9 protein-coding genes are annotated in these 13,530 nt (G+C 36.9%); 2 read left to right on the top strand and 7 right to left on the bottom strand.

Annotated elements, in window-relative coordinates; genetic code table 11:
* Positions 1–522 precede the first annotated feature (522 nt).
* Entirely contained in the window at positions 523–2,739 is a 2,217-nt protein-coding gene (locus LEP1GSC203_RS01430; protein WP_002972052.1) for an ATP-binding protein, read from the top strand.
* 71 nt (positions 2,740–2,810) lie between these two features.
* Here LEP1GSC203_RS01430 and LEP1GSC203_RS01435 read toward each other — a convergent pair whose 3' ends face one another.
* From LEP1GSC203_RS01435 to LEP1GSC203_RS01445, 3 genes are all read right to left on the bottom strand, one after another.
* Positions 2,811–4,493: a sensor histidine kinase gene (locus tag LEP1GSC203_RS01435; protein ID WP_002972069.1), complete on the bottom strand. Its 1,683-nt coding sequence runs from the start codon at positions 4,491–4,493 to the stop codon at positions 2,811–2,813.
* 132 nt (positions 4,494–4,625) lie between these two features.
* Complete coding sequence (locus LEP1GSC203_RS01440) at positions 4,626–5,384, bottom strand: beta/alpha barrel domain-containing protein (protein WP_039936914.1); 759 nt, start codon at positions 5,382–5,384, stop codon at positions 4,626–4,628.
* A gap of 9 nt (positions 5,385–5,393) precedes the next feature.
* Positions 5,394–5,726, bottom strand: coding sequence for an STAS domain-containing protein (locus tag LEP1GSC203_RS01445; RefSeq protein ID WP_002971981.1), 333 nt, complete (start codon positions 5,724–5,726; stop codon positions 5,394–5,396).
* Positions 5,727–5,786: 60 nt separating this feature from the next.
* On the opposite strand from LEP1GSC203_RS01445, the gene murD reads away from it, so the two are divergent.
* The gene (gene murD / locus LEP1GSC203_RS01450; protein ID WP_002972004.1) at positions 5,787–7,181 is read left to right on the top strand and encodes a UDP-N-acetylmuramoyl-L-alanine--D-glutamate ligase; all 1,395 of its coding nucleotides are present in this window, start codon (positions 5,787–5,789) and stop codon (positions 7,179–7,181) included.
* 9 nt (positions 7,182–7,190) lie between these two features.
* On the opposite strand, the gene LEP1GSC203_RS01455 is transcribed toward murD, so the two are convergent.
* The 4 genes from LEP1GSC203_RS01455 to LEP1GSC203_RS01470 all read right to left on the bottom strand — a co-directional run bounded on the left by LEP1GSC203_RS01455 (position 7,191) and on the right by LEP1GSC203_RS01470 (position 13,471).
* Positions 7,191–8,027: an enoyl-ACP reductase FabI gene (locus LEP1GSC203_RS01455; protein WP_002972050.1), complete on the bottom strand. Its 837-nt coding sequence runs from the start codon at positions 8,025–8,027 to the stop codon at positions 7,191–7,193.
* Positions 8,028–8,103: 76 nt separating this feature from the next.
* Positions 8,104–10,083, bottom strand: a complete 1,980-nt coding sequence (locus LEP1GSC203_RS01460; RefSeq protein WP_002972028.1) for an HD family phosphohydrolase — start codon at positions 10,081–10,083, stop codon at positions 8,104–8,106.
* Positions 10,084–10,133: 50 nt separating this feature from the next.
* Positions 10,134–11,129 (bottom strand): hypothetical protein, encoded by a 996-nt coding sequence (locus LEP1GSC203_RS01465; protein ID WP_002972013.1) that lies wholly within the window; start codon positions 11,127–11,129, stop codon positions 10,134–10,136.
* The gene (locus LEP1GSC203_RS01470; protein WP_002971968.1) at positions 11,126–13,471 is read right to left on the bottom strand and encodes a tetratricopeptide repeat protein; all 2,346 of its coding nucleotides are present in this window, start codon (positions 13,469–13,471) and stop codon (positions 11,126–11,128) included. The genes LEP1GSC203_RS01465 and LEP1GSC203_RS01470 overlap by 4 nt, the downstream gene beginning before the upstream one ends.
* Positions 13,472–13,530: the final 59 nt, after the last annotated feature.

The following is a 13,530-nucleotide window of genomic DNA, read 5'->3' on the forward strand; positions in this document are numbered from 1 at the left end:
CCTAAGTCTTTCATTTGAGAGAACGTTTCCATTCCCTCGGTTTTTTCTCGCTAGAATTGTCTTGGAGTCACGCTACTGTGTATGTTGTAAAAGATCTTAATTAGTAATTGCTCGGTTCCCTTCCAGGCCTTTAGTCAATCACCGTTTCACCATCATTGGGAATGTACACTCACAGTCAATCCATTTTTATAAAAATTATCCTGCTTTATACCAGTTTTTTATTCCACTTTTCCTATAAATCAAAAGCCGTAAGCGGGTTTCAGGAAAAAGTCTTTAATGGGATTCTCATTAATTCAAAAGAATAAAGAACTTCGTTTCTGACCAATTTACGGCACCAAACTTCCAACCAAACACCCGTTTTGTCCCAGGTAATGAGCGAAAACCTGTATCATTTTCCAGCCAATGGATTACGGAACACTCATTAACAAAAAAATAAACTTGACCCTTGGTAAAAAAGGATTCTGTTTATGGACGCATCTATTTCTTCACTTTATAAAAACCATAGCGAGAATAATAGAAAGAATGAAAGTTATATTCACTATATCAATTTTCTGTTTCTTTTATCTTTCTCATCTTACTTGTAAAAACATAGAAAGCGAATCTCCAAAATTAGTCCAAGGTGTTCTTGATCTAACGAATTATAACTTTCAAAATAAGCCAACGCTACCTCTGATCGGAGAATGGAAATTTACACCTAGCCAACTTGCTATGACCGAAAACAAAGATACCATCATTGTAACAATTCCAGACAACCCACATTGGAATTCTTACAATCCAAATCAAAATGGTTTAGCAACTGGATTCGGGATTGGAAGTTACTTTTTAACGATCATCCCTCCGAAAGAACCAATCAATTTAAGTTTAGATTTTCACATTGTGTTCTCCGATTGTAAAATATTTCAAAATGGAATCTTAATCGGTTCTATTGGAAATATATATGGAGAGAATGAAGGTATTGATCGTAGGCCAGTACAAATTGAACTTTTGCCAACTAATGGTGAAAAATTTCACCTAACTATTTTACTTCGAAATCGTTTCTACCAAGCAGGAGGAATCCGATTCCTTCCACAACTAGGAACAAGTGAGTCTCTAATAAAAATAAGAGAAAAAGATATTTTTGAACAATCATTAATTGTGGGAGGACTTTTCTTTTTGGGACTTTATCAGTTAGGAGTCTACTTTACCCGCGGTAGAATCTTAGGTTCTCTTTATTTTTTCCTATTTTGCCAAATTATGGCATTACAAATCCTTGCCACAGGGACTCGGTCGTTATTTTTGATTGTGGGCGAAAATTCAAGTGAACTCGTCTTTCGAATTAATTTTTTTAGTCAATATGCAGGGGCCATTTCAGGGTTATATTATTTTTACAGTCTCACTCGCGAGTACATTCCTAATTACGTAATCCATGGAATGTGCGGAATCATTCTTATCCCAGTATTCATCACTATATTCGGTCCCATTTATACAATCAGTTACCTCCATCTCTATGTTCTCACCGCCCTCACTTTTCTTCTGGCCCTCGCAGTTTATCTAATTTTTCGTTACATTCAAGATAAAAGGTATGGATATATCTATTTGGGCTTATCATCCATTTTACTCATTGGTTCTGCGAGTAATGATATCATTTTATCATTATTACATATAACAGAACCTATGTTACTTCCTTACGGAATTTTATTATTTGTTTTTTTCCAATCTCTCTTTTTGTCTAAACATATATCCAATGAAATCATCACAGCAGAATTGAACTTAAAAGCTGCCAATTACCAACTAGTTCAGTCCGAAAAAATGTCATCACTCGGTGTTATGGTTGCCAGTGTTGCCCATGAAATCAATTCCCCACTCAGTGCAGTCATTGCATCTGGCACTGCGATAGAAGAAAAAATTACAGAACACTTTCGCCTCCTCTCCAAAATAAATCCAATCCCAAACGATGTAGCTCCCCTATTTTTATCAATAATCAATTTAGCCTTAAACCAAAATGAAATACTTTCAACAAAGGAAACTAGACAGTACAAACAGGACCTAGTAAAACAAATAGAGAATTTGGGAATCGTTGATCCAGAAAACAAAGCTGATTTTTTTGTATCACTTGGATTACGTGAAATTCCCAAGGATTGGATTCCTATTCTCACTGATAAAGACGGAGATGATTTACTTAACCTAGCGGAACGTGCCGTTTCTATATTTCAAGGAACTAAGACAATTCGAATCGCGGCTCTTCGTGCAGTGAAAATTGCACAATCACTAAAGAAATTTACACATTTTGATCCCAATGCAGAAAAACATATCATAAACCTTTCCGATTCTATCGATATGGTTCTTACCATTTTTGAAAACTCAATGAAACAAGGAATCGATCTCACAACTCATTTTGAAGAGGTTCCGCCTATTGAATGTTATCCCGACGAATTAAACCAAGTTTGGACAAACATGATCCAAAATGCCATCCAATCCATGAACGGGAAAGGAAACTTAAAAATTAAAATTGGACAAACAGAAACAAAAGGCAAAGCCTATGTTTTTGTTTCCATCGAAGACTCTGGTACAGGAATTCCAAAAGATTTGGAAACTAAAATATTTGATCCATTTTTTACAACAAAACCCATTGGCGAAGGAACCGGACTTGGGCTTTATATCACAAAACAAGTGGTAGAAAAACACCAAGGGACAATTAAACTTGAAACAAAACCAGGAAAAACAATTTTTACTATCTTCCTACCAACAACACTTGAATGATCCTAACATTCAAAATTTATATTTCAAAAAAGTTAGGAAAATAAAATGAGAAAACCTGATTAAACCAAAACCTAAGGTCTATCAGGTAAGCGAAAACTTACAGTAGTCCCCTTTCCTTTTTCGCTTTTCGCCCAAATTTCCCCGCCATGCAATTTGATAAATTCACTACAAAGGATGAGGCCAAGTCCTGTTCCCTTTTCGCCTTCTAATCCAATACTTGTTACTTGTGCATCCACACGAAATAGTTTTTCTAAATCAGAACTATCCATTCCAATACCATTGTCTTGGCATTCTACTCGAATTCCATCTTCATCTTGTTTTGCTGTAATTTTAATTTCACCATGTTCGTTCGTAAATTTAATCGAGTTGGTTATTAAATTTCGGAGAACTGCTTGGATCATTTCAGAATCTGCATAAACATAGGCAAGTTCCGAAGGAATTTCTGTTAAGATACGAATGGATTTTTTCTTAACTGTAGGTTCTACTTGGTCTACAATCTTTGCAATTAATGCGATAAGATTCACTTGTTTGGGACGGAAAGGCATATTGCCTGTTTGCGTTCTTGCCCAGTCCAAAAGTTGTTCTAATAGTCCATACAACATCGATGCGGAATTTTGAATTTCAAATATAGTGTCTTTTTTTTCAGTGTCTGTATGCGAATCAAAATCCGTATACATGATTTCCGTAAGTTGTTTAAAAGCCCCAAGTGGATTTCTTAAATCGTGTGCAATGATGGAAAAAAATATATCCTTGGTGCGATTCGATTCACTAAGAAGTTTTTCTGATGTGTGTAAGGCTTCAATGGCCTTATTCTTTTCAAAAACTTGTTTTCTGAGTAATTTGGTACGATCAAAAACTTTTTTTTCTAATTCGAAACGATAAGTAATCAGCCGTTGGTATTGTAATGTGATAAATTCTGATAAAATCGAAAATGGAATCAAAAACGAAATTAAATAAATATAAGAATCAAAAACACCAGGATAAACAAATGGACCAACACCCATTCTTGTCATAAGGATACTGGATAGATACAGAAGAAATACACCCAAGGTAACACCTCGGATTTGGAACCGATAACCCAAATAGATAAGAATTAAAAAAGATAAAAAGAAAAGATAAGGGAAGTGGTATACAATCACTGCCTGAACCAGTATAAAAGCAACAGTCCAAAGGATTAATTTGATCGAAAAATCCTCAAAACGGAATTTTCTCCAAGCCATAAAGAACGGAACCACTATAAATATTCCGATCGTATCTCCGAAAATAATTACAATTAAGGTGCGAACGATTTCTGAAAAATTTAGTTTATAAAAATATCCAAAGGAATAAAGAATTCCACCAAGACAAAGAATAGAAATCAAACTAGAAAGAAAACAAACGTAAACCACAAAGTAAAAATTATCTTTTGCCGAGCTAAGACTTTTTCTGATTTTTTTAATCCAGAAGGTATACGCAAGAGTGGATTGGAGTGTATCAACTCCGGCTGTCAGGCAAATACTTAAATACAAACCAAAAGGGTCCAAACCATGTTGGCTACTGATGAGGCCGTCTTTGTTGACAAGAAAACTGGCAAGCCAAACCACAGGCAAAAAACGATATCCAAAAAACAAACAACCAATGAGCCCTATACCGGAAGGAATCCAGAGCACTGCCAGATTCACCGGTTGGAAGGAAAAAAATTCCATTCCCAGTTTGGCAGTCCCTATATAGAGCAGAAATAAAACGAATCCTTTGAAGGATTGCTTCCAGTTCATGGGGGATAGATTAGTAGAAGGACAATTGGAGAAAAGCGAAATTATCTTTGAAATCTCTTTGCCAAGATAAGGGATACCCCAAATTCAATTGAAAATTTGCTAACATAGGCTTAGAATGTTTGAAAAAAAGCCTTAATTCCCAAACAAAAGTGAATGAAAATCCTTTGCAATATCTTTACTTTTCATAAAATAAGTCCCAACTAACATAGAATCAACGATACCTTTGTATTTTTGCCAATCGGCAAAACTTTTTATTCCGGATTCAGCCACACGAATTATAGAATTATCTAATTCTGGTGCAATTTCCTCAATTAGATTTTTATGAATTTCGAATGTATCCAAATCTCTAGTATTGATTCCAATTGTTGTCGCTCCAGAATCGAGGGCCGTTTTTACTTCTTCCTTGTTGTGTGTTTCGACAAGGACAGAAAGACCTAAACTTTTAGCGTATTTATGTAAGGAAGTTAGCTCAGTTTGGGAAAGGATTCGAACAATCAGTAAAATAGCGGAAGCACCATAAGCATAAGCTTCATCGATTTGGAGGGGGTCTATGATAAAGTCTTTTCGGATCACAGGGATTTTTACCGATTCCGATACAGCAGAAAGGTCTGCTAAAGATCCATAAAAATACTTTGAGTCGGTTAAAACGGAAATGGCACCAGCTCCCGAAGATTCATAAATAGAGGCAATTGGGACTGGGTCATAATCTGGTCTAAGGATTCCGGAACTGGGACTTCCTTTTTTACATTCAGCAATGACGGAGATGGAATTGGTTTTGAGATGAGATTCCCAAGGTCTAATGGGAATTGTCCGAGAAGGAAGGGACTTTCCCCTTCCCATACGAATTTCCTCGTGTTTTGTTTCTACTATCTTATGTAAGACAGGATTCAAGGAAAAAGCTTAGAACGCTTTTAGAGCGGCATCTTCTGAGTCATAGATATCAAAAAGAGAAGTAAGTTCAATGACATCAAAGATACGTTTGACTGCGGGTTTGATGTTGGATATTTTTAACGAACCCTCTTTAGAATTGAGTTTACGAAGTGTGGAAATACAAGCTCTGAATCCAGAGGAAGACATGTATTCAACGTCTTTCATGTTAAGAAGTACCTTTCTATGTCCTGCATTATCGATGAGTTCCATAAGGCCCTCTTCCACTTCATTTGCCACAGAAACGTCCAATCGACCTTCCAGATAAACGACTAGTTTTCCGTCTTTCACTTCGTGTTTCAGCACCGATTTACCCAACCTGATATGATTTTACAAAATCATCGTATTTTAGCGGAGTGTCAATCAATGTTTTCTCAATCAATTCCAAGAGCATCTGACCTAGACCATTGGCAAAAATTCCTGATTTTAGGTGGCGGATCCTCTGGGGACTCCTCCGCCAAATTATTATCCTTAAAAGGAAAAATATGTGTACTGGCGGACAAGTTTCCGGAGAAAGCCAATGCCAATCTTTATGCAGAAGTTTTGTCAGACAATCACCCACAAGAGCGATTGGAAGGGATTGACTGTATCATCAAAAGCCCAGGCATCTTACCGAACCATCCCATCTTAGAAGAAGCCAGACGAAAAGAGCTCCCCATTTTGAGTGAAATTTCATTGGCACGAATTTTTTATCAAGGCCCTATCATTGGCATCACGGGCACTGATGGAAAATCAACGACCACAGCACTTGCCTATCACATTTTAAAATCTAAGTTTCCTAATTCACGAATGGGCGGAAATATCGGTGTTCCATTTACTTCTTTTTGTTTGGAACCATTAGACTTAGTGGTACTTGAGCTTTCAAGTTATCAATTAGATGATTCACCTAACTTGGAATTAACGGCATCTGCCATTTTAAATTTAGCATCTGACCATTTAGAAAGACACAAAACAATGGAGTCCTACGCAGAAGCTAAATGGAAAATTCAAAATTTAGAAAACCCAAACCATACATCCTTTATAAATCCAAACTTTTTTAAATTTCTACCGAATGGAATTCCAAAAAACAAAAACTTACATTTCATAGGTGAGAATCAAAATTACTTTGTGAGTTTAGACCCAAACCAAGTGCATACTCCTAATCATATTTATGATGCGACTCAGTTTCCACTCAAAGGAAAACACAATCTGATGAATTTATGTTTTGCGATTGCCCTTGCGGAATCCATGGGAATGGGCAAAAACGAAATCCAAAGTCAATTTGAAACCTTCTTAGGACTTCCTCATAGATTCCATCGAATCGATAGTTCAAAATTCAAAACTCAATACAAAGAAATCCAATTTATCAATGATTCCAAATCTACTAACATCCATTCTATGCTTTCTGGAATTGCTGGATTCAAAAAAGGGGATGGATTGTTTTTGGTACTTGGCGGAATTCCCAAAATAGAACCGATCGATTTATTTTTACGTCGATGGAAGGAATTGGAATGTCCACTTTGGGTATATGGTAAAGCTGTAGAAGTATGGAAAGAGGCGTTTGATGCCACAGGTCTTCCCGTGAAATACTTTTCTGACCTCCCCACACTCATCGCAGATGTAAAAACAACAATCGATAGAACAATGGAAACAAAAGAAAGTCAAAACCAAACTCCCCTGTCAGTGATTTTTTCACCAGCAGGGGCCAGTTTTGATTTGTATAAAAATTTTGAAGAAAGAGGCAACCACTTCGAAACTTTGATCAAAGATAGTTTTTCTTAATTCTAATTTTTATCCACGGATATGATACCCGCCATCTACATGACGAATTTCTCCGGTGATCCTGTTTCCTGGCCGAAATAAGTAGGCCACTTCTTCTGCTAAATCTTTTGCGGAAGCATTTCCCAAGGGAGCCAGAGTATCACAACTTTTTTCCGCCTGTTCAAGACCTTCAATCGCCGAACCAGCCTTACTTGCTCGGTAAGGAGAAAATCGGATGGCATTCACTTGGATTTGTTTTTCTTTTCCCAGTTCCATAGCCATTTCTTTTACCAGTCGCTCTAAAGCAGACTTCGCCACTCCAATGTTTTTGTATGGATGGGATACTACTCTTTCGGCTCCTAAATAACTTAAGGCAACGATAGAGCCGCCTTGCACGAGTAAATTTCTTTGATAAAAACTTTGAATGAGTGCGAGTAAGGAAAAAGCAGATACATTCATAGCATCCATAAACTCTTCACGGGACACAGTCATGATGGGCTTTACCTTTCCTTGACGAATGGTTTTATCCATAGCGATCGAATGTAAAACTGAGTGGATTTGTAATCCCTGGTTTAGTAAAAACTCAGCAAAGGAATCAATATTTTTTTGAATGGTAACATCGAGTGGATAGGTAATCACATCGTCACCTAACTCACGTTTGACAGTTTCTGTAAAATCGGAGTATGTGCGTTCTAAAAATGAAAGACCTGCTTCCGAAAGATTTTGATGGAACTCGGTTTTCCCAAGGCCTGTGCAGATGAGTTTTGCACCCAATTGTTTACATTCTTTTGCTATGACTAATGCGAGTGATGAAGAATCCGTGATTCCCGTGATGATTACGGATCTCCCTTCTAGATTAAAATTCATATTTACCCTCCTTGCGTTTTAGACAAAAAAGGGAATTCAGTGGATAGAAAAATACGAACTTTTTTTCGCGTTTTTCTTATCGTTTGTGCAAAATTCTATCGTATGAGTTACTTCCGATAAAAATATCTAACAAATCTCCATCGATATGTTGGTCTCTTACTTCCATCTTGAGAATGTCAAAAGCACGGTCTAGAGGCACCGCTTTTTTATACGGGCGGTCTTGGTCCGTAAGGGCATCAAAGATGTCTGCAATGGCCATCATCTTAGCTTGTACGGGAATCTCCACGGCTGAGAGACCTCTCGGATAACCCGATCCATTCAATTTTTCATGGTGGCCGTGGGCAATGGCGGGAACCATTTTTAACTCTCTGGTCCAAGGGATTTTTGAAAGAAACTGAAATGTATGTTCCACATGGGATTCAATTTCTCGTCTTTCTTCAAAATCCAATGACCCGCGTCGAATGGATAAAAATCCAAATTCTTTTGGCATGAGTAAATTCAATTGGCCACCGTCTGTTGTGTGGTAACTCATTTTGGAGATTTCTTCTAAAAAGTTAGAATTTCCTTCTTCTAAAATTGTAGGTTCATTGGATTCTGAAATCACTCGAACCATTTCTTCTAATTTTTCTCTTTCTAACGTATACTCTAGGTGGATGGATTTTTCAAAATCCACATAACCATTGTTACCATGTTTTTTCAGGTATTCAATTTTTTTTTGTGCAAGTTTTGCTTCCACATCCTTTAAGATAAATTGGAAACGCCAACGAATTAAATCCAGTTCGTAATCTTCTAGTTTTTTTGCCTTAACGAGAACCTTTTCTCGAACCCCAACTTTTCCAAAATCATGAAGAAGGGAAGCGTAACGAATTTCCTTCACTTGGGATTCATTAAAATAAATATCTTTAAAACGACCGGTTTGGATCGCATTTACCGATTCTGCAAGTCCTACAGTGTATTGTGCCACTCTGAAGGAATGACCTGAGGTAGTTGGATCCCTGGATTCAATCGCTGAAACACTGGCAGTCACAAATCCTTCAAACAAGGTTTCAATGTCATGAACCAAATTATTATTTTGGATGGCAACAGCCGCCTGTCCCGCAACCGCCATCACCAACTCTTCTGAATATTTATCATATTCCAGAATTGAATTGGTTTTCATTTCCTCTAAAGTTAATTTGGTTTGAAAGTTTTTTTTACGGTTGATGAGTTGGATGACACCCACTACTTCATCATGGTGGTCTTTCATCGGAACCACTAACATTGATTTTGAATAATAATTACTCATTTTATCAAAATCACTATTGAACTTATATTCTTCTCCACCGGACAATTCGTACACATTCGGAATATTGAGTTGTTTTCCAGTAAATGCTACGTAACCGGCAATACTCTTTTTGTTAATTGGTAAAATAAATTCATCGGAACTCAAATCAAGAGCTGAAATTTTAAATCTTAAATTTCTAGGATTTCCCCTTTCGTCTTTTTCCACCAAATACAATGATCCCGAATCGGAATTAGAAATTTCACGGGCGGAATTCAAAATATCACGAAGGAGTTTGGTGAAATCTTTTTCGTTTGCAAGGCTAATTCCAATCTTTGTGAGTTTGGAAATTTCATTCGTGGATACGTTGATCCGTTTTTGTAATTCAAACTTATCCACCACCATTTGAAGGCTAGTAAATGCATTCGCCAGTGCCTTTACCAAAAAGATCAGAGGGGCATCATCGGGAACATTGGTAAAAAATAAATCTTCTTCAATATCAAGAGCAATGTAGCCAGTATAATCAATGGGGGCGCGAACAATAAAGTTCGACATAATGGTAGGATGGTTCTTTAAGAATTGGTGGATCTCTTTGTGTTTTGCTTCCAACTCATAACGTGAGATGTAGAACAACACTTTGGCGATATGACCGTTCGAATTAGATTCAATTTGATCCAAGTCGACAAGGGTCAAAACCTTAGCTTTGATTTTTTTGGAATAATCGGCAATTTTGCCTTCAAAAAAAGGATCATCCGTGATGATGAATTTCGAATCCGAAGATTTGGTCACAGTCATACTATCGACATGAAAAAATCGACTGTCGATTGTTTTTTACAAAATTAGTCTTACTTTTGTTTGTTTAAAAGGATGATCCCAAAACTAAAGGAGGCGACCAAATAAAAACTCAAAAAATAGAGAATTTGGACTCCTAACAATACATAGGGTGCATGAACCCACTGGCCACGTTCCACAAGTAAAAAGGGGAGGAAAATTCCCAAAATAGAAGGATAAAGAAAACTCATCACCCCCCGAATTCCTGGTTCGGACCAAGAAAGAGTGGAAAGGTATGCATAGAGCAGTCTTCCAAAGATACCCGAAAGGATACTTAATGGAAGGACCACGAGAATTTCTGTTCCAAGGCAAGTCGAGAAGGCAAGGGCTCCGATCCAGATTCCTATTTCTGATTCTGCCGGTACCATTTGTTTTTTAAATTTTGACACCAACTGAAATCCCAGATGAGAGGAGATCCCATAGATGAGAATGGTTGCGACTTGTTTGTAAAAACTCCATTCGAGTTTCCAAGGAGATAGGACCAAAAAGGCTACCGGGAGAAAAACTAAATAGACAAAACGAAAAGAATCATCACCTAACTTAGATTCCTTGTTTTCTTCAAACGGCCAAAACATCTCACGTGCCCAAACAAAGGCTCCGAGAGAAATAGCAAAAGGTAAAATCAAAGTATTGTCTTGGATTTGAATCGTTGTCTGAAAGAATTGAATCCCAAACAGAACCAAAATCCAAAACATATAGAGAAAAACCGATAAAAAATAGCGGCGATACACTTTAAAAGCAAAGATTCTTTCTTCTAAGGAAGTGTAAGAAAGAAATAACAATAAATTACTTTTTGTGATGTAACCAAAAATAGAATCTGTGTTCCAAAGTGCCGATTGAATTCCCCATTTCTTCAGTGATTCCGTAAAAATAAATCCAAGAGCAGTGATTGCTGTCCATTGAAATAGTAAATCTCTACGTTTCCATTCCACAGAAATTCTAGAGAGAGAATGATATAAAAAGATTCCAGAAAGAATACAAAATAGAAATTCAGTTTCGACTACATTCATGGATAAATTTCCTCACTGACGGTAAAAGGAAGAATGGAGTAAGGAGGTTCTCCATTTCGGTCTAAACTTTGAAAGTTATGGTGAAACCCTCGGATGGATTGGTTCCCAATCAGAATGAACTTTTCAGAACCAGCTGGTTTTAATAAAATACTACGGTTGAAAAAATACAGGACGGGATTTGATTTTAATTCCTTTCCTATGTTTTGGAAATGCGGAAGGATTTTAGTATAAGGTTCATAAATATCAATGGAGTTGGCAGCTCGAATGATAATGGTTTTTCCTTTTAAGTTGGGAATGGGGCGATTGCGAAGGATCCAATTGTTTGGATCTGTGTATAAAGTTTGGAACTCCCCCACTCCATCGGCAGAAAGAATTCTGATATTAGGAGATGAATACAATCTGTCTTTTAATTCAGGTTTTACTTTTTTTAAAAATAAATCCACTTCCCCAGGTAACTCCCATAATACGACTTCCATTCCCGAAAAATGTTTGGCAACAGCAAGAGAAGTAACACCAGGATATTCCGGATGGTTGAGTGCAGGCCCAATATCAAAAAATACAATTTGGTTTCCTTTTTCAAATCGTTTCAAATCACCAAACAAAGTTTTACGAAGGATGGACATTGGTTTGGATAAAAAGGCTTTCGAGTTGAGTAAGTCATCCAAAAAGAGATTGGTATCTTCGAGTCTGTTTTCATAAGTTCTTGCTCGAATCTCTTCCTCTTGGCCATTAAACAAATAACGACCTGTGTAAGAACGAATGGTTCTTTCTTCTAATTCTACAAAGGTATTTTGGCTTTGAGGTTCCCAAGTATAAGGATAGATAGGTTTTCCTATTTCAAACGTATCGTTTGAAGGTAGGTCAACAATTTGTCCATAGGGAGAAAGCCTTATGTATTGTTTGTAAAAAATTTCCGTCTGTTCTGGATTATTTTTTAACTTAGTAAGAACAGCCAAATTGAATAAAGCATAACGGTGGTATGGTTTTTCTTCAATTCCATAAATGGCTTTGGCATTGACGAGAGCTTCCCAAATCGATTTGGCAACACTCCATTTCCCAGATTTGTACAATGAGGCGCCATATAAATTATATGAATACAAAGCGATTTCGTGATTGGGAAAACCTTCTTCTATGATTCGTTTTCTTTGGTTTTGTAAAATAGATACGGCCGCATCATAACGACCTAAATCATAGTAAATTTTGGCTAAGTTGTAGTCCAAATAAATTTGTTCCATAGGACTTGAGAGTTTTCCATGAATCGAAGACAATTCATAGGATGCCAGTTCCGTTTGCGATAAGTCGTAAAGAAGAAGACCGTAAAAATAAGAATTCTCAATCGAAGATGGATCTTTCAAAAGTCCCAAAGTTTCATAAAGTTTTTTTGCCGAGGTTAAATAATACACCGCCTCTTCTTTTTTACCTTCTAGAACGAAAGCCTTGCCCAGTAAAGAAATGGTATCAGCATAATCACTATGGAATACGGATTTTGAAACTTCTTTTTCTTTTCTTGCGGCACTCGCAAACTCAATCACCTGACTCATTTCTTTTTTGGAAAAATAAAACTCAGCAATGGATTTCGCAATGAAAAACCTTGTGTAAGAAGAAAGATTCGAATTCCCACCTACTGTCTTCCATACATCTTTGAATGATTCCTCCGTGCGTTTTTCTAAACTTTGATTGAGTTTAAGAAACTGTAAATACTCCGAAGGGAATTCAAGCGACTTTAAAAAGGAAACTCTTTCTTCTTGTGGTAAAGTAGGATTGTATTCACTCAAACGAACAAATTCTGATTCCGATAAAAATTCTTCTTGGGTGGGGATTTTCCATTCAGGAGATCTTTTTAACAAACGATGTAACCGAATGGTTTCATCCAGAAGATGAGAGAGGGATTGGTACATGAGGGAAACTAATTTTCCCCGTTCTTCGTAAGGTACAAAGATGGACTTACCTGAAAAACTAGCTTTTTGTTCTATCGAATTGAGCTTAGGAGTGAAGGAGATTCCTTTCTCTTCCCACTCGAAACTTCCATAAAATATAAATTGAGAACGATTTTTTTTAGGTATGGAGAGAGAACTTTGCCTTCCTAAATACACAGCACCCGTTAATTTTTTAAATTCAAAATCAACAAGGTTTGTAAGCAATTCGAGAGTTTTCGGATCGGATATTTTTCCTTCGATTTCAAAGTCCCCTAAACTAAAAAAGGAAACAGTATCCGCAGATTCATAGGTAACCGGTAGGGATTCTTTTTGGATCGCATTACGAATCGAATAGTATAACGGAGCATAGGCGACAAATGCCAGAAGGGAAAAGGTTAGGAGGGTATTTTTTTGAAAGCGGGACAAGTTAAGCAAATTCTAAAAAGTTTAGTTTGACCTATTTTTCTTAGAATTTTGCAGAACTC

The sequence above is a fragment of the Leptospira terpstrae serovar Hualin str. LT 11-33 = ATCC 700639 genome (assembly GCF_000332495.1).
GTDB lineage: Bacteria > Spirochaetota > Leptospiria > Leptospirales > Leptospiraceae > Leptospira_A > Leptospira_A terpstrae.